Annotated in this window: 26 protein-coding genes; 5 read left to right on the forward strand and 21 right to left on the reverse strand. The window is 67.6% G+C overall.

All coding sequences use genetic code 11. The features are described from left to right. Positions 1-24 precede the first annotated feature (24 nt). Positions 25-1,338 (reverse strand): MFS transporter, encoded by a 1,314-nt coding sequence (locus GXN78_RS10945; protein WP_106558885.1) that lies wholly within the window; start codon positions 1,336-1,338, stop codon positions 25-27. 153 nt (positions 1,339-1,491) lie between these two features. Then, a complete protein-coding gene (locus tag GXN78_RS10950; protein WP_106558884.1) occupies positions 1,492-2,268 on the reverse strand; it encodes a FadR/GntR family transcriptional regulator in 777 nt (258 codons plus the stop codon). 116 nt (positions 2,269-2,384) lie between these two features. On the opposite strand from GXN78_RS10950, the gene GXN78_RS10955 reads away from it, so the two are divergent. Beyond that, a complete protein-coding gene (locus GXN78_RS10955; RefSeq protein ID WP_181360625.1) occupies positions 2,385-2,675 on the forward strand; it encodes a hypothetical protein in 291 nt (96 codons plus the stop codon). On the opposite strand, the gene GXN78_RS10960 is transcribed toward GXN78_RS10955, so the two are convergent. From GXN78_RS10960 to oxlT, 7 genes are all read right to left on the reverse strand, one after another. After that, complete coding sequence (locus tag GXN78_RS10960) at positions 2,672-2,923, reverse strand: formate dehydrogenase subunit delta (RefSeq protein WP_181360624.1); 252 nt, start codon at positions 2,921-2,923, stop codon at positions 2,672-2,674. The two genes, GXN78_RS10955 and GXN78_RS10960, sit on opposite strands and share 4 nt — an antisense overlap. Before the next feature lie 26 nt (positions 2,924-2,949). Further along, a complete protein-coding gene (gene fdhD / locus GXN78_RS10965; protein ID WP_106558914.1) occupies positions 2,950-3,816 on the reverse strand; it encodes a formate dehydrogenase accessory sulfurtransferase FdhD in 867 nt (288 codons plus the stop codon). A gap of 19 nt (positions 3,817-3,835) precedes the next feature. After that, complete coding sequence (fdhF, locus tag GXN78_RS10970; RefSeq protein WP_106558883.1) at positions 3,836-6,703, reverse strand: formate dehydrogenase subunit alpha; 2,868 nt, start codon at positions 6,701-6,703, stop codon at positions 3,836-3,838. A gap of 23 nt (positions 6,704-6,726) precedes the next feature. Next, complete coding sequence (locus tag GXN78_RS10975; protein ID WP_106558882.1) at positions 6,727-8,283, reverse strand: formate dehydrogenase beta subunit; 1,557 nt, start codon at positions 8,281-8,283, stop codon at positions 6,727-6,729. Beyond that, entirely contained in the window at positions 8,280-8,768 is a 489-nt protein-coding gene (locus GXN78_RS10980) for a formate dehydrogenase subunit gamma (RefSeq protein ID WP_239142667.1), read from the reverse strand. The genes GXN78_RS10975 and GXN78_RS10980 overlap by 4 nt, the downstream gene beginning before the upstream one ends. A 208-nt stretch (positions 8,769-8,976) precedes the next feature. Next, positions 8,977-9,858, reverse strand: coding sequence for a LysR family transcriptional regulator (locus tag GXN78_RS10985; RefSeq protein WP_106558880.1), 882 nt, complete (start codon positions 9,856-9,858; stop codon positions 8,977-8,979). A 362-nt stretch (positions 9,859-10,220) separates the two neighbouring features. Then, on the reverse strand, positions 10,221-11,546 hold the full coding sequence (gene oxlT / locus GXN78_RS10995) for an oxalate/formate MFS antiporter (RefSeq protein ID WP_106558879.1): 1,326 nt from the start codon (positions 11,544-11,546) through the stop codon (positions 10,221-10,223). A gap of 277 nt (positions 11,547-11,823) precedes the next feature. On the opposite strand from oxlT, the gene GXN78_RS40800 reads away from it, so the two are divergent. Continuing rightward, the gene (locus GXN78_RS40800) at positions 11,824-11,961 is read left to right on the forward strand and encodes a hypothetical protein (protein WP_181360623.1); all 138 of its coding nucleotides are present in this window, start codon (positions 11,824-11,826) and stop codon (positions 11,959-11,961) included. Positions 11,962-11,982: 21 nt separating this feature from the next. On the opposite strand, the gene GXN78_RS11000 is transcribed toward GXN78_RS40800, so the two are convergent. Next, positions 11,983-12,912: a LysR family transcriptional regulator gene (locus GXN78_RS11000; protein ID WP_106558913.1), complete on the reverse strand. Its 930-nt coding sequence runs from the start codon at positions 12,910-12,912 to the stop codon at positions 11,983-11,985. Positions 12,913-13,158: 246 nt separating this feature from the next. Between GXN78_RS11000 and GXN78_RS11005 the strand changes: the two genes are divergently transcribed. Further along, positions 13,159-13,431: a YlcI/YnfO family protein gene (locus GXN78_RS11005; protein WP_106558912.1), complete on the forward strand. Its 273-nt coding sequence runs from the start codon at positions 13,159-13,161 to the stop codon at positions 13,429-13,431. After that, the gene (locus GXN78_RS11010; RefSeq protein ID WP_106558878.1) at positions 13,428-13,748 is read left to right on the forward strand and encodes a type II toxin-antitoxin system RelE/ParE family toxin; all 321 of its coding nucleotides are present in this window, start codon (positions 13,428-13,430) and stop codon (positions 13,746-13,748) included. The genes GXN78_RS11005 and GXN78_RS11010 overlap by 4 nt, the downstream gene beginning before the upstream one ends. A 36-nt stretch (positions 13,749-13,784) precedes the next feature. Here the strand turns inward: GXN78_RS11010 and pyk are convergent, their stop codons facing one another. The 10 genes from pyk to oxc all read right to left on the reverse strand — a co-directional run bounded on the left by pyk (position 13,785) and on the right by oxc (position 24,442). Then, positions 13,785-15,203: a pyruvate kinase gene (gene pyk, locus GXN78_RS11015; RefSeq protein WP_106558877.1), complete on the reverse strand. Its 1,419-nt coding sequence runs from the start codon at positions 15,201-15,203 to the stop codon at positions 13,785-13,787. 10 nt (positions 15,204-15,213) lie between these two features. Continuing rightward, positions 15,214-16,224 (reverse strand): 2-dehydropantoate 2-reductase, encoded by a 1,011-nt coding sequence (locus GXN78_RS11020; RefSeq protein ID WP_106558876.1) that lies wholly within the window; start codon positions 16,222-16,224, stop codon positions 15,214-15,216. A 34-nt stretch (positions 16,225-16,258) separates the two neighbouring features. Next, entirely contained in the window at positions 16,259-17,032 is a 774-nt protein-coding gene (locus tag GXN78_RS11025; protein WP_106558875.1) for a fumarylacetoacetate hydrolase family protein, read from the reverse strand. A gap of 7 nt (positions 17,033-17,039) precedes the next feature. Continuing rightward, the gene (gene sucD / locus GXN78_RS11030; protein ID WP_106558874.1) at positions 17,040-17,939 is read right to left on the reverse strand and encodes a succinate--CoA ligase subunit alpha; all 900 of its coding nucleotides are present in this window, start codon (positions 17,937-17,939) and stop codon (positions 17,040-17,042) included. Between the two features lies 1 nt (position 17,940). Then, on the reverse strand, positions 17,941-19,107 hold the full coding sequence (gene sucC, locus GXN78_RS11035) for an ADP-forming succinate--CoA ligase subunit beta (RefSeq protein ID WP_106558873.1): 1,167 nt from the start codon (positions 19,105-19,107) through the stop codon (positions 17,941-17,943). 31 nt (positions 19,108-19,138) lie between these two features. Then, positions 19,139-19,468: a hypothetical protein gene (locus GXN78_RS11040; protein ID WP_106558872.1), complete on the reverse strand. Its 330-nt coding sequence runs from the start codon at positions 19,466-19,468 to the stop codon at positions 19,139-19,141. A gap of 186 nt (positions 19,469-19,654) precedes the next feature. Further along, positions 19,655-20,902 carry a formyl-CoA transferase gene (frc, locus tag GXN78_RS11045; protein ID WP_106558871.1) on the reverse strand — a complete coding sequence of 416 codons (1,248 nt, stop codon included), beginning with the start codon at positions 20,900-20,902 and terminating at the stop codon, positions 19,655-19,657. Beyond that, positions 20,899-21,339, reverse strand: coding sequence for a PAS domain-containing protein (locus tag GXN78_RS11050; protein ID WP_106558870.1), 441 nt, complete (start codon positions 21,337-21,339; stop codon positions 20,899-20,901). The genes frc (GXN78_RS11045) and GXN78_RS11050 overlap by 4 nt, the downstream gene beginning before the upstream one ends. Before the next feature lie 21 nt (positions 21,340-21,360). Beyond that, positions 21,361-22,623 carry a formyl-CoA transferase gene (gene frc, locus GXN78_RS11055; protein WP_106558869.1) on the reverse strand — a complete coding sequence of 421 codons (1,263 nt, stop codon included), beginning with the start codon at positions 22,621-22,623 and terminating at the stop codon, positions 21,361-21,363. A 25-nt stretch (positions 22,624-22,648) separates the two neighbouring features. Continuing rightward, positions 22,649-24,442 (reverse strand): oxalyl-CoA decarboxylase, encoded by a 1,794-nt coding sequence (gene oxc, locus GXN78_RS11060; protein WP_239142668.1) that lies wholly within the window; start codon positions 24,440-24,442, stop codon positions 22,649-22,651. A 153-nt stretch (positions 24,443-24,595) separates the two neighbouring features. Between oxc and GXN78_RS11065 the strand changes: the two genes are divergently transcribed. Beyond that, a complete protein-coding gene (locus GXN78_RS11065) occupies positions 24,596-25,204 on the forward strand; it encodes a Crp/Fnr family transcriptional regulator (protein WP_106558868.1) in 609 nt (202 codons plus the stop codon). Position 25,205: 1 nt separating this feature from the next. Here the strand turns inward: GXN78_RS11065 and GXN78_RS11070 are convergent, their stop codons facing one another. Next, positions 25,206-26,042: a cytidylate kinase family protein gene (locus GXN78_RS11070; RefSeq protein WP_106558867.1), complete on the reverse strand. Its 837-nt coding sequence runs from the start codon at positions 26,040-26,042 to the stop codon at positions 25,206-25,208. Between the last annotated feature and the right edge of the window lie 21 nt (positions 26,043-26,063).

The raw sequence follows: 26,063 nt of genomic DNA on the forward strand, positions 1-26,063 counted from the left end.
AAAACTCCTTGTGCGAAAACCGGCTCAGCGATTGACGAGTTGCTTCGGCGTCAACCATACCGCGATGGCGCCCACCAGGAGCGCGCCCGCCAGCACATACATGCCGACCTGCGTGCTGCCGGTCGCGTCCTTCAGGTAGCCGATGAGGTAGGGGCTCACGAAGCCGGCCAGGTTGCCGACCGAGTTGATGGCGGCGATACCGGCGGCCGCCGCGGTGCCCGAGAGAAAAGCGGTGGGCAGCGACCAGAACAGCGGCGCGCAGGTCAGCACGCCGGCCGCGGCGAGCGAGAGGAAGGCCAGCGAGACGGCGGTGTTGCGGGTGTACGAGGCGGCGACGATGAAGCCGACGGCCCCCATGAGGGCGGGAACGATCAGGTGCCAGCGCCGCTCGCGGCGCTTGTCGGCGCTGCGGCCGAACAGGTTCATGGCCACGATGGCGCAGAGGAAAGGCACCGCGCTCAGCAGGCCGATGTTCAGGTTGCCCTTGACGCCGGTGGTCTTGATCAGCGTCGGCAGCCAGAAGGTCAGCGCGTACTGGCCCATGACGAAGCTGAAGTAGATCAGCGCCATCCACCAGATGCGGGCGTCCTTGAACACGCCGGCCACCGAGTGCGGGCCGCGCTGGCCGAACTGCTGGTCGAGCTCGACCTCGCGCGCCAGCAGCTTCTTCTCGTCCGCGTCGAGCCACTTGGCCTTGGCGATGCCGTTGTCCAGGTAGAACAGGACGACCAGCCCGATCAGCACCGCCGGCACCGCCTCGACCAGGAACATCCATTGCCAACCTTGCAGCGACGAGACGCCGTGGAAGGCATCCATGATCCAGCCCGACAGCGGGTTGCCGAAGATGCCCGCGACGGGGATCGCCGACATGAAGACCGCGATGATCTTGGCGCGCCGGTGCGCCGGGTACCAGTGGGTGAGGTAGAGGATCACGCCCGGGTAGAAGCCGGCCTCGGCCAGGCCGAGCAGGAAGCGCAGAACGTAGAAGCTGGTGGGCGTCTTCACGAACATGAAGCAGGCCGAGAGCAGGCCCCAGGTGATCATGATCCGCGCGATCCAGATGCGCGCGCCGACCTTGTTCATCAGCAGGTTGCTCGGCACCTCGAACAGGAAGTAGCCGAGGAAGAAGATGCCCGCGCCGAGCCCGAACACCGTTTCGCTGAAGCCCAGGTCCTGCCCCATCTGCAGCTTGGCGAAGCCGACGTTCACGCGATCGAGGTAGGCGATCACGTAGCACAGCATGAGGAAGGGCACGAGACGCCAGAACACCTTGCCGTAGGCGCGGCGCTCGAGGTCGTCGTCGGCCGGCTTCGCGCCGGCGAGGATGGATGCGGTCATTGGCAGGTCTCCGGGTGTTATGTGGTCTCGACGGCCGGATTGCCGTCGGATCTTGTCATCTCATATGGTCATCATACAAATTTAAGACCCATGTGAAAACCAAGGGATAACCCGAGCACGGCCCTCGCGAGCCCGCCGGGCAGACGCGCGGAATCAGGAGGTGACGGGCAGTCCGCCAGTAAGCGGACGGGCGAGGGCCTCGCCCTCCTGCTGCCAGAAGGCCGGGTCCGCCTGTTCGATGCGCCGGATGGCGCCGTCCATGTGGCCCGCCGCGGCGAGGCGCGCCTTCGCGGCATCGCCGGCATCGATGGCTTCCACGATGGCGCGATGCTCGTCGGCGACCTGTTGCGCGAAATCCGCGCGGCGTGCTTCGTTGGCACGGGTCACCCGTGTGGCACCGTAGAGGAACTGGCCCAGGTACTGCAGCGTGTCCAGCAGGAAGGGATTGCGCGCGGCATCGGCGATCGCGCGGTGGAAGGCCACGTCCTGCTCCGCCCCGTCTCCGCCGGCCTGCACCGCCTTCGCCAAAGCGGCCACGGCGCTGCGGATGCGACGCACGTCGGCCGGCGTGCGCCGCTGCGCGGCCAGCGCAGCGACTTCGGCTTCGAGCGCGCGCCGCACTTCCACCATCTGGATCACTGCCGTCTTCGAGCCGGCGTAACGCGCGTCGAAGCTGAGCGGCGCGAAGCCCGTCTCGCACACGTACATGCCGCTGCCCTGGCGGGAATCCACCAGGCCCAGGGACTTGAGCCGCGAGATCGCCTCGCGCACCACGGTGCGGCTGACGGCGAACTGCTCCACCAGGGCCGCCTCGGTCGGCAGCTTCTCGCCGGCGACCAGCCGCCCGGCCTTGATCTCGGCCGCGAGCGCATCGGCCACCCGGTCGGACAAGCGGGCGCCGGGGGTGATGGACTGGAAGCGGGCCGTCATGGGTCGTGTGAAATGGGTCGTACGACTTTAGCGCAGCGCCGACCGCGGGGCTTCCAGGTTGACCGGGGTCCGAGCCCGTGGCATGGTCAGAGGCAGCGCCTCACCAAGGAGACACCATGGACCAAGACAAGGGCGACAAGGGCGAAGACCCTCGGGACTGCGCACGCGATGCCCTTTCGGGCGACCGGTGGACCACCTTCATGGGCTGGGCCCTGAAGACCGTGATCGCGCTCATCGCCATCGGCGCCGCGGCCGCCTCCATCCCCTACTGGGAACGGGCCGACTTCCCGGTGACGAGCCTGATCATCTACGTCGCGGGCATGGTGTTCATCGCCATGCCGCTGTGCCTCTACTACGAATCACTGCTCAAGGCGCACGAGGATTCCAGCGTCCCGCACCCGAGCTAACTCGACGCCTGGCGCAGCAGCTTCGCCCGATGGTTCCGAACTGCCGATGCGACGATCGGCAGCAGCTGCGTGGCGCCACCGGCATCGAGCTCGCTGATCAGTTGCCCCCGCATGCTGGGCGCCCAGAAGGACTTCAGATGCGCCGCGACCGCCTGCGCGGCCGCAGCCGGATCGGCCGGCGTCTGGGCCTGGAAGAAGCTGCCGATCTGGTTGGCCATCTTGACCAGTTGCGCCGTCGGGTCGTGCATGCGCTGCTGCCTTTCTTCCTCTTCGTTCAATGAGCCAGGGCTTCCGGTGCCGCCGCCAGGCGCTCCGGCAGGCAATAGACCACCAGATCGTCCTTGCGCGCGAAGCCGACCAGCGTCAGACCGGCTCGCTGCGCGGTCTGGACCGCGAAGGACGTCGGCGCCGACACGGCGGCCAGCAGCGAGACGCCGGCCATGGCGGTCTTCTGCACCATCTCGAAGCTGGCCCGGCTGGTGACGGCGATGAAGCCGGCCGAAGCCTCGACCTCGGCGGCCGCCAGCGCGCCCACCAGCTTGTCGAGCGCGTTGTGGCGCCCCACGTCCTCGCGCAGGAACATCACCTCGCCCTCAGCCGAGCACCAGGCGGCCGCGTGCACCGCGCCGGTGGCCTGCTGCAGGGTCTGCTGCGCCTGCAGCCGCGACATCGCCCGCGCGATCGCCCGGCGCTCCAGCCGCATGCCGTCGGCGAGCACCGGCAGTTCGCGCGACACCTGGGCCAGGCTCTCGGTGCCGCACAGGCCGCAGCCGGTGCGCCCGGCCATCGAGCGGCGCTTCTGCTTGAGGCGGGCGAAGGCGGCGCTGGCCACGTCCAGGCGCACGGTGATGCCGAGCGCCGAGGGCTCGGCCTCCACGCCATAGAGCTCGTGCGCACCGTCGAGGATGCCCTCGGTCAGCGAGAAGCCGAGCGCGAAGTCCTCCAGGTCCAGCGGCGTCGCCAGCATCACCGCGTGCGAGATGCCGTTGAACTCCAGCGCGACCGGCACTTCCTGCGCCACCCAGTCCTGCACCGCGAAGGCCAGGCCGCCGCGCACGCCGCGCACCGGCAGCAGCATCGCGCCTTCGCAGGACGGGGCGTCGGCATAGGTGACGGAGGAGGGCAAGGCAGCCATGCTCATGGCATTCATGTCATTCATGTCACTTGGCCCCGACCGTCGCGTCGTCGCGCGCCGCGGCCGTCAACAGCGCCTGCTGCGTCTCGTTGAAGCGGCTGTACTCCTGCTGCCACGCGGAGGGCTGCATCACCGGCATGACCTGCACCGCCGTGACCTTGTACTCCGGGCAGTTGGTGGCCCAGTCGGAGTTGTCGGTGGTGATGACGTTGGCGCCCGACTCCGGGAAGTGGAAGGTGGTGTAGACCACGCCCGGCTGCATGCGCTCGGACACCGTGGCGCGCAGCACCGTCTCGCCGGCGCGGCTCTGGATGCCGACCCAGTCGTCGTTCCGGATGCCGCGCTCCTCCGCATCGTGCGGGTGGATTTCCAGCCGGTCCTCGCTGTGCCACTGGTTGTTGTCGGTGCGCCGCGTCTGGGCGCCGACGTTGTACTGCGACAGGATCCGGCCGGTGGTGAGCAGCAGGGGGAACTTGCGCGTGACCTTCTCGTCGGTCGCCACGTACTGCGTGACGATGAAGCGGCCCTTGCCGCGCACGAAGCTGTCGATGTGCATGGTGGGCGTGCCCTCGGGCGCGTCCTCGTTGCAAGGCCACTGGATGCTGCCGAGCTCGTCGAGCCGCTTGTAGCTCACGCCGCGGAAGGTCGGCGTCAACGCGGCGATCTCGTCCATGATCTCCTCGGGGCTGCGGTAGTCCATCGGATAGCCCAGCGCCTGCGCCAGCTTCACCGTCACCTCCCAGTCCGCATAGCCTGCCTTGGGCGGCATGACCTTGCGCACGCGCGAGATGCGGCGCTCGGCGTTGGTGAAGGTGCCGTCCTTCTCCAGGAATGAGGAGCCGGGCAGGAACACGTGGGCGTACTTCGCGGTCTCGTTGAGAAACAGGTCCTGCACCACCACGCATTCCATCGCCATCATGGCCGCCGCCACGTGCTGGGTGTTCGGATCCGACTGCACGATGTCCTCGCCCTCGCAGTACAGGCCCTTGAAGCTGCCGCCGATCGCAGCGTCGAACATGTTGGGGATGCGCAGGCCCGGCTCGGGGTCGATACGCACGCCCCAGGCCGCCTCGAAGGAGGCGCGCGAAGTGCTGTCCGACACATGCCGGTAGCCCGGCAGCTCGTGCGGGAAGGAGCCCATGTCGCAGGAGCCCTGTACGTTGTTCTGCCCGCGCAGCGGATTGACGCCCACGCCCTCGCGCCCCACGTTGCCGGTGGCCATCGCGAGGTTGGCGATGCCCATCACCGTGGTCGAGCCCTGGCTGTGCTCGGTCACGCCGAGGCCGTAGTAGATCGCGCCGTTGCCGGCCGTGGCGTACAGGCGCGCCGCGGCGCGCATCTCTTGGGCCGGCACGCCGGTGGCCGCTTCGGTGGCCTCGGGCGAGTTCTCGGCCTTCGAGACGAAGGCGCGCCATTCGGCGAAGGAGGCGAGGTCACAGCGCTCGGCCACGTAGTCCTCGGCGATCAGGCCCTCGGTCGCGATCACGTGCGCCAGCGCGGTGACCACCGCCACGTTGGTGCCGGGCCTCAGCTGGAGGTGATGCGCGGCCTGCACATGAGGTGACTTCACGATGTCGATGCGCCGCGGGTCGATCACGATCAGCTTCGCGCCTTCGCGCAGCCGCTTCTTCATGCGCGAGGCGAACACGGGGTGGCCGTCGGTCGGGTTGGCGCCGGTCACCACGATCACGTCGGCCTTCTCCACCGACTTGAAAGTCTGCGTGCCCGCCGATTCGCCCAGCGTCTGCTTGAGGCCGTAGCCGGTGGGCGAGTGGCACACGCGGGCGCAGGTGTCGACGTTGTTGTTGCCGAAGGCCGCGCGCACCAGCTTCTGGACCAGGTAGGTTTCCTCGTTGGTGCAGCGCGAAGAGGTGATGCCGCCGATGGCGTCCCTGCCGTACTGGGACTGCAGGCGCTTGAACTCGCCGGCGGCATAGCCCAGCGCGACCTCCCAGCTGACCTCCTGCCAGGGATCGGTGATCTTCTTGCGGATCATCGGCTTGAGCATGCGGTCCTGGTGCGTCGCATAGCCCCAGGCGAAGCGGCCCTTCACGCAGGAATGGCCGTCGTTGGCCTTGCCGTCCTTCCACGGCACCATGCGCACCACCTCGTTCCCCTTCATCTCGGCCTTGAAGGCGCAGCCCACGCCGCAGTAGGCGCAGGTGGTGATGACGCTGTGCTCGGGCTGGCCGAGCCAGATCACCGACTTCTCCTGCAGCGTGGCCGTCGGGCAGGCCTCGACGCAGGCGCCGCAGCTTACGCATTCGGATTCCATGAAGGGTTGATCCTGCCCCGGCGAGACGCGCGACTCGAAGCCGCGGCCGCTGATCGTCAATGCAAAGGTGCCCTGCGTCTCTTCGCAGGCGCGCACGCAGCGGTTGCAGACGATGCACTTCGACGGGTCGTAGCTGAAGTACGGATTCGACTCGTCCTTCTTGCTGTTCAGGTGGTTCGCGCCGCCTTCGCCGTAGCGCACGTTGCGCAGGCCCGTGACGCCCGCCATGTCCTGCAGCTCGCAGTTGCCGTTGGCCGAGCAGGTGAGGCAGTCCAGCGGATGGTCGGAGATGTAGAGCTCCATCACGCCCTTGCGCAGGTCCTGCAGCTTCGGCGTCTGGGTGCGCACCTTCATGCCGGCCTCGGCCGGCGTGGTACAGGAGGCAGGGAAACCCCGGCGTCCCTCGATCTCGACCAGGCACAGCCGGCAGGAGCCGAAGGGCTCCAGGCTGTCCGTGGCGCAGAGCTTGGGCACCTGGATGCCGGCATCCACGGCCGCACGCATCAGCGAGGTGCCGGCCGGCACGGTGACTTCGTTGCCGTCGATCTCGAGCGTGACTTCGCGCTCGGACTCGCGTTTCGGCGTGCCCCAGTCGGTTTCCTCCAGATGGTCCAGCATGTCTTGTTCCTCTTCTTCCTGGCTCAGGCGGCTTCGCGGTCGGGGACGACGATGCCGAAGTCTTCGGGGAAATGATCGAGTGCGGACAGCACCGGGAAGGGCGTCATGCCGCCCATCGCGCACAGCGAGCCGTGGACCATGGTGTTGCACAGGTCGCGCAGCAGGATCACCTGCTGCGGCCGGTTCTGGTCCGCACGGATCTTGTCGATCACCTCGACGCCGCGGGTCGAGCCGATGCGGCAGGGCGTGCACTTGCCGCAGGACTCGATGGCGCAGAACTCCATCGCGTAGCGCGCGAGCGTCGACAGGTCGGCCGTGTCGTCGTGGACCACGATGCCGCCATGCCCCACCGTGCCACCCACGGCGGCGTAGGCCTCGTAGTCCAGCGGCAGATCCCATTGCGATTCGGGCAGGTAGGCGCCCAGCGGGCCGCCCACCTGCACGGCCTTGATCGGCCGGCCCGAGGCGGAGCCGCCGCCGTAGTCGTAGAGCAGCTCGCGCAACGTGACGCCGAAGGCCTTCTCCACCAGACCGCCGTGCTTGATGTTGCCGGCCAGTTGCATCGGCAGCGTGCCACGGGAACGCCCGACACCGAAGTCGCGGTAGAACTCGGCCCCGCGTGCCAGGATCAGCGGCACGCTGGCCAGCGTGATCACGTTATTGATCAGCGTGGGCCGGCCGAACAGGCCCTCGATGGCCGGCAGCGGCGGCTTGGCGCGCACGATGCCGCGCTTGCCTTCCAGGCTTTCGAGCAGGGCCGTCTCCTCGCCGCAGACGTAGGAGCCGGCACCCTTGCGCACTTCGAGCCTGAAGGCGCGACCGGAGCCGAGGATGTCGTCGCCGAGGAAGCCGGCCGCCTCGGCCCGCGCGATGGCCGCGTTCAGCGCGACGATGGCGTGGGGGTACTCCGATCGCACGTACACATAGCCCTGCGTGGCGCCGGTGGCGATGCCCGCGATCGTCATGCCCTCGATCAGCATGAAGGGATCGCCCTCCATGGTCATGCGGTCGGAGAAGGTGCCCGAGTCGCCTTCGTCGGCATTGCAGACGATGTACTTCTGCGCCGCCGGCGTGGCGAGCACGGTCTTCCATTTGATGCCGGCCGGGAAGGCCGCGCCGCCGCGGCCGCGCAGGCCCGAGTCCAGGATCTGCTGCACGATGTCCGCAGGCGCCATCGCGAGTGCGCGGCGCAGGCCGGCGTAGCCTTCGTGCGCCTCGTAGTCGGCGAGCGAGAGCGGGTCGGTGATGCCCATGCGAGCGAAGGTGAGCCGCTCCTGCTGCTTCAGGTAGGGGATCTCGTCGGTCAGGCCGAGGTGCAGGGCGTGTGCGGCGGCCGCAAGGAAGTCCGCATCGAACAGGCCGGCTACATCGGCGACCGTGACCGGTCCGTAGGCCACCCGGCCCGCAGGCGTGCTGACCTCGACGAGCGGCTCGAGCCAGAACAGGCCGCGCGAGCCGTTGCGCACCAGTTGCACGTCGAGGCCGCGCCGCGCCGCCTCCTCGGCGATCCGGCGGGCCACGCGATCGGCGCCCACGGCCAGGGCCGCGGAGTCGCGCGGCACATACACGGTGATGCTCATCGCTTCGACTCCTGCAGGCCTTGGGTCTCATGGATCAGCGCATCGAAGGCATGGGGCGTCATGCGCGCATGCGGCTCGTCGTCGATCGCCATGGCGGGGGAGGAGGCACACAGCCCCAGGCAGAAGGCGGGCTCGAGGGTGAAGGCGCCGTCCTTCGTGGTGCCGTGCGCGGCACAGCCCAGGCGCTGCTGCGCGTGCGCGAGCAGGTCGTCGGCGCCCATGGCCTGGCAGGCCTCGGCGCGGCAGATCCGGACCACGTGGCGCCCCGCGGGCTCGGTGCGGAAGTGGTGGTAGTAGGTAATGACGCCGTGCACCTCGGCGCGCGAGAGGTTCAGGGCGCCGGCGATCTCCTGCACGGCGTCCGGGGGGATATGGCCGAGCGTGTCCTGCAGATCGTGCAGGATGGGCAGCAGCGCGCCGGGCTCGTCCATGCGGCGGACCAGCACGGCGCGCACGGCGGCAGTTGCGGCGAGTGTGTTTTCCATGGCGTTCATCGTGGGTGCACCGGGGGGTGCTCTGTCAGTGTCGGGAATGCCGCAAGCCCGGTCCAATTTATTCGGGGAATGAAGCGATTCGCGAAGGCAATCGAATGCGCCTCGGCCGCTTCTGCGGCTGCGTGGTGTCCCGGTGTCGTTTGTGGATTCATGACAGAGGCAATGTCGATGAATCGGCCGGTCCGACCCTTGACCCCGGTCAATTTCGAGGGGAAACAGGGCTCTGGATCGATCGGGGCTCCGCGCGCGCCACCCGCCGCAGGCCCTCCAGCGCGGGCTCGACGATGCGCGGATCGGCGCCCACCGCATAGACCGCATAGGCCGGGTAGAGAAACTCCGGCGTGCCGGGCACGCGCTTCAGCTGGCCCGATTCGAGGTGCCCGCGCACCACGTCGAGCCGGAAGTAGCCGGTGCCGCCGGCGGCCAGCAGGTACTCGCGCCCCAGCGGCCCGAGCCCGGCCATCACCGCTGCGCTGGACAGCTCCGGAAAGGCGAGGCCGTGCTGTGCCGCGAACTCCGGCCCCCAGTCGACATACACGTAGTCCGCCGGCTGCGGCACGCGGGGCCGCTTGGCCGTGGTGACCATCACGAGCTTCTCCTCGATCAGCAGCTCCACGCGCAGGCCGGGCCGCTGCTGCGGCGCGTAGGCGACGGCGATGTCGAGCACGCCCGAGGCGACCTTGTCGAGCAGGTCGAGCGGCTCGCCGACTTCGGTGCGCAGGGCCAGGTCGGGATCGGCGGCGCGCATCCACAGCAGCCATCGCAGCAGCAGCGGGTCCCACAGGCTGATCTCGCAGCCCATCGCGATCACCGCGCGGCTGCCGGTCGGCACCGCCACCTGGTGGCGGGCACGCGCCCAGACCTGCACCAGCGTGGTCGCGTGCGGCAGGAACTGTTCGCCGGCCGTGGTGAGCGTGGCGCCGGCCTTGTTGCGCACGAAGAGCTTGCGGCCGAGCAGTTGCTCCAGCGTCCGCACGCGTGCACTGACCGAGGTCTGCGTCACGTGCAGGCGTTCGGCAGCGCGCTGGAAGCTGCGCGTCTCCACGATCTCGAGGAAGGTCCGGGCCAGGTTGATGTCCACGGCGCGTCACGCGTTGTTGAGTGCATTATTTTTGCATTCAACTGGCAATAAATCTCGTTGTACTTATTGGAAAGGCCGGCCGAAGATCAAAGCATCGTCCCGTCTTCCAAAGGAACTGCCATGTCCATCCTTCAACGACCCTTCGGCGCGCGAGGCGCCGCCGATCCCCGGGCCCGCGCGCTGGGGCCGCAGAGGTCCGTGAGTTCGTCAAGGCCCTGCTGAGCCCCGGCAGGCTCATCGAGGAAGTCGAGCAGATGCGTGCCCTGCACCTCGCCGCGATTCGCGTCGAGCCCAGCAACGCGGCGCGCGCCGCCTGGCTGCGCGCGCGCGCCTCGCGCATCGGCCTGCGCTGAACGCCCAAACTAGGCGTGCTGCCGGCTCCGCTCGATATGCCTGCGCCGCATCGGGCGCAGCACGAACCACGCCATCAGCGCCGCGATCAGGTTGACCGCGCTGGCGGCGATGAAGACCGCCTGCCAGCTGCCGGTGGCCGCGGCCAGGACGCTGGACAGCGGCACCAGCAGCGAGGCCGTGCCCTTGGCGGTGTAGAGCATGCCGGCGTTGGAGGCCGCGTACTTGCCGCCGAAGGTGTCGGCGCAGGTCGAGGGGAACAAGCTGTAGATCTCGCCCCAGGCGAAGAACACGATGCCGGTCAGCACGACGAAGAGGATCGGGTTGTGGCCATAGTGGTAGAGCATCAGGATGCCCACCGATTCCAGCGCGAATGCAATGAACATCGTCTGCTCGCGCCCGATCTTGTCGGAGACCCAGCCGAAGAAGGGCCGCGTCACCCCGTTGAGCACGCGGTCGATGGCCAGCGCGAAGGTCAGCGCGGGCAGCACCAAGCCCATGATGTTGACCGGGACGTCGATGATCTTGAAATCCTGGGCGATCGGCGCGAGCTGGGCCGTGGCCATCAGGCCGCCGGCCGCCACCATCACGAACATCGCGTACATCACCCAGAAGACCGGCGAGCGCAGCACCTCGGAGGGTGCGTAGTCGCGCTGGGACTGCTGCACATTGCGGGTGCCCGAAGCCTTTGCGTGCTCGGGCGGCCGGGTCAGCGCCCAGGCCAGCAGGAAGACGATCAGGCCCTGGCCGATGCCGAAGTAGAGAAAGGCCGCTTCGTAGCCGTGCGAATGGATCATCGCGGAGATCGGGATGATCGTGATGGCCGAGCCTGCACCGAAGCCGGCCGCGGTCATGCCCGCCGCGAGGCCGCGCCGATCGGGAAACCACTTCAGTGCATTGCCCACGCAGGTGCCATAGACCGCGCCGGCGCCGATGCCGCCGACCGCCGCCGCGATGTAGAGCATCGGCAGCGAGGCGGCCACCGAGTTGAGCACCCAGCCGAGGCCGCACAGCACGCCGCCCACCAGCACCACCGGACGCGGGCCGAAGCGGTCGACCAGGTAGCCCTCGATCGGCACCAGCCAGGTCTCGGTGAGCACGAAGATCGTGAATGCCACCTGGATCGCGGCGCGGCTCCAGCCGTGCTTGTCGGCGATCGGGTTGACGAAGAGAGTCCAGCCGTATTGCAGGTTGGCGATCATCGCCATGCACACGATGCCGATCAGCAGCTGGCCCCATCGGTAGGTCTGCGATCGGGTCGTTGCCGCGCCATAGGTTGCCGTCGTGGAATACACCGCCGGATTGGCACCGGCGATCGTGGTCGTTGGCCGAGTCATGAGGTCTCCTGTTGTCGTTGGCCCGACGGAATCGAAACGCCGGACCGGTGTGGGAACGACTGTCCGCCCGAGCGGCGCAAACGCTCTTGACCGCAGTCAAGTTCCCATGAAACGCAATGCACGAGCACTGCGCGTCACATGCGCATGGCATCGAGTGAAGGGTGTTGCGCAAGCCCCGCATCGCAATGCGGTCGCATGCGATTGGGTTTGTCACGGTTAGGGGTAAACCCTAAAATCGCGGGCAAGCGCATTCCCAACCCTTCCCGGAGTTTTCCTGATGAGCAACGCTGCCCTGAATCCCACCTCGATCAAGACGACGCCCGCGAGCGGCACGGCCACCCTCCTGCGCGAACTGGTCGCCGCGATGCCCATCGTGATCTTCTTCAAGGCCGCGCGCGCCGCACTGCAGCGCTGAGAAGGGCCTGTCCGAAGGCCCTCAACTCGTCGAATCGAGCGGCACGATCTGCGCAATCAGCCCCGCGCCGTCGCTCACCAGAAAGTCCTTGAAGGCCTGCGCCACCGGCGGCAGGCGCTTGGTGCGCAGATGCACCACGTACCAATTCAGCATCAGCGGAAAGCCCTGCACGTCGAGCACGCGCAGGCTGCCGGCGCGCAGCTCCTGGCTGATGGTGTGCGCCGACAGGAAGCTCACGCCCATGCCGGCGATCACCGCCTGCTTGATGGTCTCGGTGCTGCGGATCTCCATCGCGATGTTGAGGCCGCGCAGGTCGCCGCCGAAGCCCTCCTCCATCGAGTGCCAGGTGTCGGAGCCCTTCTCGCGCACGACGAAGCGCTCGCGCATCAGCGTGGCCAGCGGGATGCTCTTGGCGCTGACCAGCGGGTGACCCGGCGCCGCGACGATCGCATAGGGATGCGGCGCGAAGGCCTGGTGGACCGTGTCCATGCCGGTGGGCGGCCGCACCATGATCGCCAGGTCGGTGAGGTTCTCGGCGATGTGCGTCAGCAGGCCCTCGCGGTTGTGGACGGTGAAGTTCAGCGTCACCCCGCGATGGCGGCCGGCGAACTCCACCAGCAGGCGCGGAAAGAAGTAGTCGCCCGCGCTGATCACGCCCACGTTGAGCCGGCCTCCCGAGACGCCCTGGAACTGCGTCATCGCATGCTCGGCTGTCTCGAACTGCTGGATGATGGCGCGGCTGATCCCGAGCAGCTCGGTGCCGGCCGGCGTCAGGTAGATCTTCTTGCCGAACTGCTCGAACAGCACGTTGCCGGCATGCTCCTCGAGCTTGCGGATCTGGGTCGAGACGGCCGGCTGGGTCAGGTGAAGCTCCTCGGCCGCGCGCGAAAAGCTTAGGAGCCGCGCGACCGCCTCGAAGACTTTCAACTGGCGCAGGGTCGCGTTCTTCATCCGGGAAATGTAAGCGCGCCAGCGCGCCAGTTCGTCCAGCTCTGCGCTGGGCACGGTAAGCACGACCGTGGCCACTCTGTTGGGGCAGGGCAGCGACAGCAGTCAGCCGCGCAAGACGCGGCCGGCCGACAAACGCCCTGACGCCACCCCATCTGGCCGTATACGTCAAACCGACACCCACGATGTGTACCTGCTGGGGAGAACATCGGTACACTCATCGAATCGCATTTGCAACGCATTACCATCATGAAGACCGCAACTTTCCCATCCCTTCGAGTCGAGGCCGAACTGCGCGAGGCGGCCGAGAGCGTACTTCGTGAAGGCGAGACGCTGACGAGCCTGATCGAAACGGCGATGCGCGAGACCATTCACCGCCGCCGGATGCAGGCCGAGTTCCTTGCTCGCGGCTTGAAGTCGAGCGAGGACGCCAAGCGCACCGGCATGTACCACTCAGCGACGGCTGTGCACGGGGAACTTCAGCGCAGGCTCGATGCCCGCCGCAAGCAGGTGCTTGGATGAAGGGTGACTTCGAGGTTCGCTACACCAACACAGCCCGCGACGATCTGCTCCGTCTCTTCGATTTCTTGCTCCACCGTGCCCGGACCGCCGAAGATTTCGACGCTGCGCAAATCGCGATCGACACCATCACCACAGAGGTCGAAAGCCACCTGTGCCGCGCTCCCTTCATCTTTCGGAAGGCTGGCCAAAGCCCTTTCCTGCGAGAACTGGTCATTCCATTTCGCAGCAGTGGATACGTCGTCCTCTACGAAATTGAAGATGGAACGACCATCACCATCCTGGCCGTTCGACATCAGCTCGAAGACGACTACCACTGAAGAACTCAGTTGCGCCGCGACGAGGGCGCGCCGGCCTCAGCGCGGGATGCGTGCGACATGCAGCAGGTTGGTTGTACCCGACTGTCCGAAGGGCAGGCCGGCGACGACCACCACGTGGTCACCGGGATGCGCGAAGCCTTCGGTACGCGCGGTGCGACACGCACACTCGATCATCTCCGCGACATCGTGGACGTCATCCACCAGCACCGCATGCACGCCCCACACCATCGCCATGCGGCGCGCGCTGACGATGTCGGGCGTGAGGCTCAGGATCGGCACCGCGGGCCGCTCGCGCGCGGCGCGCAGGCTGGTGAAGCCCGAGGAGGTATAGGTCACCGTCGCGGCCGGCGAGAGCAGCGCCGCCACGTCGCGCAGCGAGGCGCAAACCGCGTCGGCGGTGGTCGCCTGCGCCGCGGCGTGGGTGGCGTCGATCCCGCTGCGGTACGAAGGGTCCGCCTCCACGCGGGCGATGATGCGGTCCATCATCGCGACCGCTTCCAGCGGGTATCGCCCTGAGGCCGATTCGGCGGACAGCATCACCGCATCCACGCCGTCGTACACGGCCGTGGCGACGTCGGAGACCTCGGCGCGCGTGGGCACCGGCGCGGCAATCATCGATTCGAGCATCTGCGTCGCCACCACCACCGGCTTGCCTGCCTGGCGGCAGGCGCGCACGATGCGGCGCTGCAACTGAGGCACCTGCTCGGGCGGCAGCTCCACGCCGAGGTCGCCGCGGGCGACCATGATGCCGTCGGACAGCGCGACGATGCCCTCCAGGTGCTCGATCGCGGCCGGCTTCTCGAGCTTGGCCATGATCCAGGCGCGGCTGCCGATGAGGGCGCGCGCCTCCTCGATGTCCTCGGGCCGCTGCACGAAGGACAGGGCCACCCAGTCCACGCCCAGCGCGAGGCCGAAGTCGAGGTCGTCGCGGTCCTTGGGCGTCAGCGGCGAGAGGGGCAGCAGCACGCTGGGCACGTTGACGCCCTTGCGGTCCGAGATCGGCCCGCCGACGAGCACGGTGGTCTCGGCGAAGTCGGCGCCATGGCGCTCCACGCGCAGGCGCAGCTTGCCGTCGTCGAGCAGCAGCTCGGTGCCGTCCTGCAGCGCGGCAAAGATCTCCAGGTGCGGCAGCGGCGCGCGACGCGCATCGCCCGGCGTGCGGTCCATGTCGAGGCGAAAGCGCGCGCCGGCCTCGAGCTGCACGCGTCCGCCATCGAAGGTGCCGAGGCGCAGCTTGGGGCCCTGAAGGTCCAACAACACGCCGATCGGGCGGCCGAACTCTTGCTCCAGCGCACGGATGGTTTCCAGTCGCCGCGCATGGTCGGATTGCGTGCCGTGGCTGAAGTTGAGCCGGAACACATCCACCCCGCGCTCGAACAGGGCGCGGATGGCGGCCTCGTCGGAGCTGGCCGGGCCGAGCGTGGCGACGATGCGGGCGCGTCGGGTGCGTCTCATGCCGAAGCTTTCAGGCCATCTCGTGGAGACGCACCCGGCCGCGCTGGCCTTCCATCGTGCGCGCCAGCAGCTTGACCAGCGAGTACACGGTGTCGATGTGCGGCGTCGGGGTCTCGGTGAGCCGGGCCAGCTCGACTACGGCGCCCACCAGCGCATCGATCTCGGGCGCGCGCCCGGCCTCCACGTCCTGCAGCATCGAGGTCTTGTGCTTGCCCACCTTCTCGGCACCGGCGATGCGCTTGTCCAGCGACACGCGGAACTCGATGCCCAGCTTGTGCGCGACCGCCTGCGCTTCGCGCATCATCGCGGCGGCGAGCTCGCGCGAGGGCGGGTACTGGCAGATGTCGACCAGCGTGGAATGCGACAGGCTGCTGATGGGATTGAAGGTGAGGTTGCCCCACAGCTTGAGCCAGATCTCGGCGCGGATGTTGTCGAGCACGGGCGCCTTGAAGCCCGCCTCGCCGAAGCAGGCCGAGACGCGATGCACGCGATCGCTCGAGGTGCCGTCCAGCTCGCCGACGGGAAAGCGGTCGCCCTCGATGTGCTTCACGACGCCCGGCGCCACGAGCTCCGAGGCGGGGTAGACCACGCAGCCGATGACCCGCGCGGCTGGAATTTTGGTGGCGACCACGCCGTGCGGATCGACGCTCTTCACCGTGCTCCCTTCGAGCGGCCCGCCGTGCTTGTGGAAGTACCAGTAGGGAATGCCGTTCTGCATCGTCACCACCACGGTCTCGGGCCCGAAGAGCTTGGGCACCTCGTTCGCCACGGCCTCGACCTGGTGCGCCTTCATCGCGAGGATGACAATGTCCTGCGGGCCGGCCTGATCGTAGCGGTCGGTGGCCTTCATGTTGCGCGCCACCTGCTCCTCGCCCTCGGCGGAGATGAGCCGGATGCCGTTCGTCGCAATGGCATCGAGGTTCGCTCCCCGCACGATGAAGCTGACGTCCTCGCCGGCCAGTGCGAGCTTCGCTCCGACCAGGCCGCCGATCGCGCCGGCGCCTATGACTGCTATCTTCATGTCGATCCTTGGAAGTGTTGAATCTCTCCGTGCGCTAGCCGAAGCGGTTGCTCAGCCTGCCGATGCCGTTGATCTCGACTTCGACCAGGCTGCCGGGCTTCATCGAGCCGACGCCGACCGAGGTGCCGCACAGGATCACGTCGCCGGGATGCAGCGTCATGTCGGCGGAGATCAGGCTGACCAGCTGCTGCACCGAAAAGCGCATGTCGCTGATGGGATAGTGCTGCCGCGCCGCGCCGTCGAGCAGCGTGGTCACGGTGAGCGTCGCCGGGTCGAGGCCGGTGGCCACCACCGGGCCCATCGGGCAGAAGGTGTCGAAGCCCTTGGCACGGGCCCATTGGGCGAAGGAGGCGTCGCGGTTGAGGATGTCCGCCACCGTGACGTCGTTGGCGCAGGTGTAGCCGAACACACGGTCGAGCGCCTTGTCCTCCGGCACCGCGGCGCAGGTCTTGCCGATGACGATGCCGAGCTCGCCCTCGAACACCACCTTGCCCTCGCACAGCGGCTTGCGGATGGGCTCGCCGGCGGCGTGGAAGGAGTTGGGTGCCTTCAGCAGGTACAGCGGCTCGGCCGGCACCGGCAGCTGGAGCTTCTCGCCGAGCGCGTGGAAGTTGTTCCACAGCGCGATCACCTTGGTGGGCTGGGTGGGCGTGAGCAGCTTGAGCTCGTCCAGCGCCAACACGCTGCCGGTCGGCTCGGGCGCAGCGAACATGTCGCCGCGGTGCTCGCGCACATGCTTGCCGTCCAGCGTGCCGAAGCCCGTCTTGCCGGCGCGTTCGAAGCGGATCCATCGTTGCGATTGCTGCATGTCTTTTTCAGTCGAAAGGTAGGTAATCCGGAATGACCAGCGATGCCAGCAGCTTCCCGATGTCCGCCGGATTGCGCGTGACGTGGATGCCGCAGTCCTTCATCACCGCCAGCTTGGCTTCCGCCGTGCCCCGGCCGCCGGAGACGATGGCGCCCGCATGGCCCATGCGCTTGCCTGGCGGCGCACTGGCGCCGGCGATGAAGCCGACCACCGGCTTGCGCATGTGCTCCTTGATCCAGCGCGCACAGCGCTCCTCGGCGTCGCCGCCGATCTCGCCGACCATGACCACGGCGTCGGTGTGCGGGTCGTCATTGAAGAGCTTCAGCACGTCGATGTGCGCGAGCCCGCCGACCGGATCGCCGCCGATGCCGACCACCGTCGACTGGCCGATGCCGAAGGCCGCGAGCTGGCTGGCGGCCTCGTAGGTCAGGGTGCCGGAGCGCGACACCACGCCGATGCGGCCGCGCTGGTGGATGTGGCCCGGCATGATGCCGATCTTGATCTCGTCGGGCGTGATCAGGCCCGGGCAGTTGGGGCCCAGCAGCAGGGTCTTGCGGCCCTGCATGCGGTGGCGGGTGCGGATCATGTCGCGCACCGGAATGCCCTCGGTGATGCAGATCACCAGGTCGAGGCCCGCATCGACCGCCTCGTCGATGGCCGCGGCCGCGAAAGGCGGCGGCACGTAGATCACCGAGACGGTCGCGCCGGTGCGCTCCTTCGCCTCCCGGACGGTGCCGTAGACCGGGATGCCGTCCAACGACTCGCCGGCCTTGTGCGGGTTCACGCCAGCGACGAAGCACTTCCTGCCGTTGCCGTACTCCCGGCACATCGCGGTGTGAAAGCGCGCGGACTTGCCGGTGATGCCCTGCGTGATCACGCGGGTGTTGCGGTTGACGAGGATCGACATCTCATCGGCTCCTTGCGGCAGCGACGACCAACTCGGCCGCGTCCGCCATGTCGTCCGCGCTCACGATCGGCAAGCCCGACTGCGCGAGCAGAGCCCGGCCTTCCTTCTCGCGCGTGCCCTTCATGCGCACGACCATCGGCACCTTGAGCCCGACCTCGCGCGCGGCGGCGATGACGCCCTGCGCGATCAGGTCGCACTTCATGATGCCGCCGAAGATGTTGACCAGGATCGCCGCGAGCCGGGGGTTGCGCAGCATCAGCTTGAAGGCCTCGGTCACCTTCTCGGCCGTCGCGCCGCCGCCCACGTCGAGGAAGTTGGCGGGCGAGCCGCCGTAGAGCCGGATCACATCCATGGTCGCCATCGCCAGGCCGGCGCCGTTGACGAGGCAGCCGATGTTGCCGTCCAGCGGGATGTAGGCCAGCTCGAACTTCGAGGCCTCGACCTCGGCCGGGTCCTCCTCGTCGAGGTCGCGCAACGCGGCGATCTCCGGGTGACGGAAGAGCGCGTTCGCATCGAAGTCGAACTTGGCGTCGAGCGCGAGCACGCGGCCGTCGCCGGTCAGCACCAGCGGGTTGATCTCGGCCAGCGAGGCATCGCATTCGTCGAAGGCGCGGTAGAGGTTCTGCATCAGGGCACGCGCCTGCGGGATCGCCTTCTCCGGAATTCCGATGCCGCGGGCGACCGCATCGGCCTCGGCGGAGCGCAGGCCCGCGCCCGGGTCGATGCAAAGCTTGTGGATCTTGTCCGGCGAATGGGCGGCCACCGTCTCGATGTCCACGCCACCCTCGCTCGAGGCCATCAAGGCGACGCGCTGCGCCTCGCGGTCCACCACCAGGCCCAGGTAGAACTCCCGGCCGATGTCGGCGCCCTCCTCGACCAGCAGCCGCTTCACCAGGCGCCCCTCGGGGCCGGTCTGCGGCGTCCGCAGGCGCATGCCGAGCAGCCGGCCGGCGTGCTGCCGCACTTCCGCGATCGACCGCGCCACCTTCACGCCGCCGCCCTGGCCGCGCCCGCCGGCGTGGATCTGCGCCTTGAGCACCCAGGCCTCGCCGCCGAGCTGCAGGGCCGCCTCGGCCGCCTCGTCGGAGGAAAGGCAGACGAACCCGCGGGGCGTCGCCACGCCGTATTTGCGCAGCATCTCCTTGCCCTGGTATTCGTGGATGTTCATGGCATTCAGGCCGGCTGGGTTAATTCGAATTTCAGACGCCGAGCTCGCTGGCGTGCGCCTGGGCCCAGTCGAAATACCGGGAAGCCGCCGCGCCGGGTGCGGCGCAGCGCTCGATGTGCTTGGCCTTTTTCTGCTGGATGACCTCGACCAGGAAGGCCGCGTCGTAGGCCTTCAGGAGATGCGGCTGGCGGGTCTGCAGGTAGTGGCAGATGCGCTCTCCCGCATCCTGGCTGGCGCCCAGCAATTCGTAATAGGTGTGGCTGTCCCAATACCACCTGAAGCCCAATTCATAGAAAGCCGCGTTGTAGGCGTTCCGTTCCACTTCATCGTTCCGATATTGAATTGGCAAATCATTGACCATGTGCTTCTCCTTCAAATTGAATGCCGCTGCGTTTTCAACTGATTTCGCTCGGCGCATTCAAAATGTAGGGTGATCGATCAATAATTAATAGTGAAAGTATTTTATTAAAATCATTCGCTATGAGTTATGCATTGGGCGCGTGGTTTTCCGTGGTCGCAGGCCCTGCGGGAGGCAGGGCCCGTGGCCTCAGATCACGCCTTCCGCCTTCAGCATCGCCAGGTCATCCGTGCCGTAGCCGAGCTGCCGCAGCACTTCCTCGGTGTGCTCGCCGAGCAGCGGCGAGCGCGTCACCTCGGTCGGGCTGTCCGACAGCTTGATGGGATTGCCCACCGTCAGGTACTTGCCACGCGCCGGGTGGTCCACCTCGACGATGGTGCCGCTCTCGCGCAGCGATTCGTCCGCGGCGATCTCCTTCATCGAGAGGATCGGCCCGCAGGGAATGTCGTACTGGTTGAGGATGTCCATGGCCTCGAACTTGGTCTTGGTCATGGTCCACTGCTCGATGCGCGCGAAGATCGGCTTGAGGTGCAGCAGGCGCGCGGCCGGCGTGGCGTACGCCTCGTCCTCGATCCAGCCCTCTTCCCCGATCACCTTGCACACCGCCGGCCACACGGCCCCCTGCGTGATGAAGTAGATGTAGGCGTTGGGATCGGTCTCCCAGCCCTTGCAGCGCAGGATCGAGCCCGGCTGGCCGCCGCCCGAGGCGTTGCCGGCGCGCGGCACCGCATCGCCGAACTTGCCGTCCGGATACTGCGGGTATTCGTGCAGCGTGCCGGTGCGCTCCAGCCGCTGCTGGTCGCGCATCTTCACGCGGCAGAGGTTGAGCACGGCGTCCTGCATCGGCGCCAGCACCTTCTGGCCGCGCCCGGTGGTGTTGCGCTGGTAGAGCGCCGCCATGATGCCAAGCGCCAGGTGCAGGCCGGTGCCGCTGTCGCCGATCTGCGCGCCGGTCACCACCGGCGGGCCGTCCTCGAAGCCGGTGGTCGAGGCCGCGCCGCCGGCGCACTGGGCGACGTTCTCGTAGACCTTGCAGTCGGCGTACTTGCCGGGCCCGAAGCCCTTGACGGAGGCCACGATCATGCGCGGGTTGAGGTCCTGGATATGGCTCCAGGTGATGCCCATGCGGTCGAGCGCGCCGGGCGCGAAGTTCTCGACCAGCACGTCGCAGGTCTTGATCAGCGTGTCGAGCACCTGCTTGCCCTTGGGCTTCTTGGTGTCCAGCGTGATCGAGCGTTTGTTGTGGTTCAGCATCGTGAAGTAGAGGCTGTCCACGCCGGGGATGTCGCGCAGCTGTCCGCGTGTCGCGTCGCCTTCGCCGGCGCGCTCGACCTTGATCACGTCGGCGCCGAACCAGGCCAGCAGCTGGGTGCAGGTGGGGCCGGACTGCACATGGGTGAAGTCCAGAATGCGGACGCCTTCGAGGGCCTTGCTCATCGTGTGTCTCCTTTGATCCGGGCCTCGGCTTCCGCCAGCCGGGCGCGCAGCTTGCGATCTTCAGCGAAGCGGGCCGTTTCGTCGCGCACGAACGCGACGATACCCGTCACCTTGCGATCCTCGGAGAACAACATCGACACGGTGAAGGCGATCGACAGCGTGTGCCCGTCCTTGTGCAGCGCCGGGACACGCAGCAGGTCGGCGCCGTACTTGGTGATGCCGGTGGCCATCGTGGTGCGATAGCCGTCCCAGTGCCGCCCGCGCTGGCGCTCGGGAATGATCAGGTCCAGCGAGCGGCCCAGGGCTTCGGCTTCGGTGAAGCCGAAGATGCGCTCTGCGGCCGCGTTCCAGAGCACGATCGCGCCCTCGGCGTCGCACACCATGATGGCATCGCCGGCGCCTTCGACGAGCTGCTTCAAGTCAACGTTCGATTGCAAGGCGCCTCTCCCTTTCCGGCCTCAGATGGCCTTGGCTTCGCGCAGGGTCGCGATCTGGTCCTTCGAGTATCCCAGCTCGGCCAGCACCTCCTCGCTGTGCTCGCCCAGGAGCGGCGAAGGGGTGATCTCGGGCTTCAGGTCGGAGAACTTGATCGGGCTGCCGACGGTGAAATAGTTGCCACGCTCCTTGTGGCCTTTCACCTCGACGATCGAGCCGCTCTTGCGCAGCGATTCGTCGTGCAGCAGCTCCTTCATCGTCAGCACCGGCGAGCAGGGGATGTCGAACTTGCGCAGGACGTCCACGGCCTCGAACTTGGTCTTGTCGGCCAGCCAGTCCTCGATGGTGGCGAAGATCTGGGTGATGTGCGGCTGGCGCGCCTTGGGGGTCATGTAATCGGGGTCGGTCTTCCACTCGGGCTTGCCGATGGCGTCGCAGATCGGCGCCCAGGCGTGGCCCTGCACGGTGAAGTAGATGTACGCGTTGGGGTCGGTCTCCCAGCCCTTGCACTTGAGCACCCAGCCCGGCTGCCCGCCGCCGCCGGCATTGCCGCCGCGCGGCACGACGTCGCTGAAGGTGCCGTGCGGGTACTGCGGGTACTCTTCCAGATAGCCGAGCTTGTCCAGGCGCAGCTGGTCGCGCATCTTCACGCGGCAGAGGTTCAGCACCGCATCCTGCATCGCGCAGGCGACGCGTTGCCCCTTGCCGGTCTGCTGGCGGCCGATGATGGCGGTGAGGATGCCGATCGCCAGGTGCATGCCGGTGTTGCTGTCGCCCAGGGCTGCGGCGCTCACGGTCGGCGGGCCGTCCCAGAAGCCGGTGGTCGAGGCGGCGCCGCCGGCGCACTGCGCGACGTTCTCGTAGACCTTGAGGTCGTCGTAATGGTGGCCGTCGCTGAAGCCCTTGACCGAGGCGACGATCATCTTGGGGTTCAGCTCCTGGATGCGCTCCCAGGTGAAGCCCATGCGGTCGAGCGCGCCGGGGCCGAAGTTCTCGACCAGCACGTCGGATTCGCGGATCAGCTTCTCCAGCACGACCTTGCCCTCGGGCTGCTTGGTGTCCAGCGTCAGCGAGCGCTTGTTGCTGTTGAGCATGGTGAAGTACAGCGCGTCGACATCCGGAATGTCGCGCAGCTGCGTGCGCGTGACGTCGCCGGAGCCCGGGCGCTCGACCTTGATGACGTCGGCCCCGAACCAGGCCAGCATCTGCGTGCACGCGGGACCGGCCTGGACGTGGGTGAAGTCGATGATCTTGATGCCGTTGAGTGGTTTGTTGCTGCTGCTCATGTGATAGCTCCTGGTTTGCCTGGGATTACTTCTTCTTCGCCGTGCTCGGATTGAGACTGGTGATGCGGCCGCTTTCAGTGCCGGCGGTCTCGTCGATCACGGCGTTGATCAGGGTCGGACGACCGGAGGCGACGGCCTCGTTCAGGGCCTTCTCCAGCTCGTCGGCGGTGGTGGCATGCACGCCGACGCCGCCGAAGGCCTCCATCAGCTTGTCGTAGCGCGCGTTCTTGACGAACACGGTCGGCGCCACGTCGGCGCTGCCGCTCGCGTTCACGTCGGTGCCGCGGTAGACGCCGTTGTTGTTGAAGACGACGACGCAGATCGGCAGGTTGTAGCGGCAGATGGTCTCGACCTCCATGCCGCTGAAGCCGAAGGCGCTGTCGCCCTCGATGGCAATCACCGGCTTGCCGGTGACCACGGCCGCGGCGACGGCGAAGCCCATGCCGATGCCCATGATTCCCCAGGTGCCGACGTCGAGGCGCTTGCGCGGCTCGTACATGTCGACGATGCTGCGCGCGAAGTCCAGGGTGTTGGCGCCTTCGTTGACGACGATCGCATCGGGCCGCGCCTTGACCTGGTCGCGAATCACGCTGAGCGCGCTCTGGAAGCTCATCGGCGAAGGCCGGGCGGCCAGCGTGACGGCCATCTTCGACAGGTTCTTGTCCTTGCGCTCGGCGATGGCGCCGGTCCACTCTGCAGGCGGCTTGGCCCATTGGCCGTCGATGCCGGCGAGCAGCGCCGCCACGCAGGAGCCGATGTCGCCGATCACCGGCGCGGCGATCGCGACGTTGCTGTCGATCTCGGTCGGCGCGATGTCGATCTGGATGAACTGCTTGGCGCCCTTCTCCTGGCCCCAGGTCTTGCCCTTGCCGTGCGACAGCAGCCAGTTGAGGCGCGCGCCGACCAGCAGCACGACATCGGCCTCCTGCAGCACGTACGAGCGTGCCGCGGCGGCCGACTGCGCATGGGTGTCGGGCAAGAGGCCCTTGGCCATCGACATCGGCAGGTAGGGGATGCCGGTCTTCTCGACCAGCGCGCGGATGTCGGCGTCGGCCTGCGCGTAGGCCGCGCCCTTGCCCAGCAGGATCAGCGGCTTCTTCGCGCCTTTGAGCAGCTCGAGTGCACGCTTCACCGCGTCGGCGGCCGGGATCTGGCGCGGGGCCGGGTCGACCACCTTGATCAGCGACTTCTTGCCGGCCGCGGCGTCCAGGGTCTGCGCGAACAGCTTGGCCGGCAAGTCCAGGTACACGCCGCCCGGGCGGCCCGAGAGTGCCGAGCGGATCGCCCGCGCGATGCCCACGCCGATGTCCTCGGCATGCAGCACGCGGAAGGCCGCCTTGCACAGGGGCTTGGCGATGGCGAGCTGGTCCATCTCCTCGTAGTCGCCCTGCTGCAGGTCGACGATCTCGCGCTCGCTGGAGCCGCTGATCAGGATCATCGGGAAGCAGTTGGTGGTGGCGTTGGCCAGTGCCGTCAGGCCGTTGAGGAAGCCGGGCGCCGACACCGTGAGGCAGATGCCGGGCTTCTGCGTCAGGAAGCCGGCGGCGGCCGCCGCGTTGCCGGCATGCTGCTCGTGGCGGAACGAGATCACCCGCATGCCCTCGGCCTGCGCCATCCGCGTGAGGTCGGTGATCGGGATGCCGGGCAGCGCGAAAATAGTGTCGATGTCGTTGAGCTTCAGCGCATCGATGACCAGGTGGAAGCCGTCGGTGAGCTTGGATTCTTCCCCGGCGTCGTCGAGCGGGACGCTGTGAAGGGCGCGTGCGGCCGTGTCGCCGGCGCTTGCGCCTGACTGCCTGGCTGTGATGACTGAAGACATGTCTCTCCTTCTGATCGTGTGGAATGGCCGGTGGCCGTGCCCAGACTATGATTTGGACCCCGGCTGCCAGCCGTTGACCTGGGTCAACTTTCCGGAAAACGACACCCCCGCGAAGACCCTGTGTCGTTGCGAAACGGAGCAAGACGCGAACCCATGACCTCGTTGGAACACCACCCGGAGAAGAACATCATTCGTGCGCAGCTCCGGCAGAACATCCTGCTCAAGGACCTGAGCGAATCCGACCGCGCCGAGCTGGAGGCGCATCTCGCCATCGTGGACGGCAACAAGGGCGACTTCCTGCTGCACCAGGGCGTGCGGGAGATGGAGCAGTACTTCATCCTCGACGGCATCCTCAAGCGGGTGGTGAGCAACCCGGAAGGCAAGGAGATGATCCTGCGCTTCGCCGACGAGTTCGACATGGAAACCAGCTATGCCGCCCTGCGGCTGGGCACGCCGACGCCCTACGGCATCGTCTGCGTGACCAAGGCGCGGGTGGCCAGCTTGCCGCTGAAGGATTGGATCGCCTTCCTCAACCGCCGCCCGGCTGCCAAGGAGCTGTTCGAGTTCAGCGTGATGCGCGGGATGAGCGAAATCATGGCGCACACCATCACGCTGCACCTGCTGGACGCGCCGGGGCGGGTGCACCGCTTCATACGCAAGCATCCGGAGCTGGTGGATCGGATTCCGAGCAAGGAGCTGGCGTCGTACCTCAACCTCTCGGCGGAAACCCTGAGCCGCCTGAAGAAGCGCGGAAAGATCTGACTCAGGTCTGCTTCGCCGAGGCAAAGCGGCGCGAGCTGGTCATCAGCCTCAGTTCATTGGCAACGCCCGAAACGCCGGGCACCGCGGCGGCCACGTTCTCGGCTTGCTCGCGTTCCTCGGCGTCGAGCACGATGCCGCGCAGCGCCACCGCACCTTCCTTCGCATGGATCGTGATGCTGGTGTCGCGCGTGTCGGCATGCTCTTTCAGCGCGGCACGCACGCGCGTCTCCAGCGCCATGCTGGCGAGCAGGGCGCGCGATGCGGGCGTCTCGGCGAATTCAGGGCAGTTGACCAAGCGCCGGATCTGCTCGACGCAGCTGTCGACCGACACGCGGTCGGTGTTGAGCACCAGGTCGTAGAGCACCGGATCGCCCCAGGTGACGCCGAACTGCTCGTGCATGCGCGCGGCATGCGCATGGTCGCTGCGGCGGATCTCGGCCTCGGCGAACTCCGCATCGTCGGTGTCCAGGTGCGCCATCAGCCATTCGACCCGCTTCTTCAGGGGACGCGTGATGCGCACGCACACCACGTGCGGCACCGGGCGCAACAGGCAGGTCGCGCCCCAGCCGCGCAGCACCACGTTGCCGGCATCGGCCAGCGAGAACACCTCCTCCGCGGTGTAGAGCGCAACACTGCGCTTGTCCGTGGTCAGGCGCTCGACCAGGCCGGCCTTGCCGTCGCGCAGGCGGCCGATCAGGCTGGTCGACACCTGGGCGCGATCGGCCACGCGCTCGATGGCCTCGTGACGCATCACGGCCAAGCCGAGCGCGTCGGCGAGCTGCAGCGACACGTCCTTGGCGAGGGAACCCATTTCCTGGGTCATGGCGATGACGGGCATGAGTCAGGCTCCTTGTGATGG

Origin of the sequence: Variovorax sp. WS11 (assembly GCF_010499245.1) — a bacterium.
Lineage (GTDB): Bacteria > Pseudomonadota > Gammaproteobacteria > Burkholderiales > Burkholderiaceae_C > Variovorax.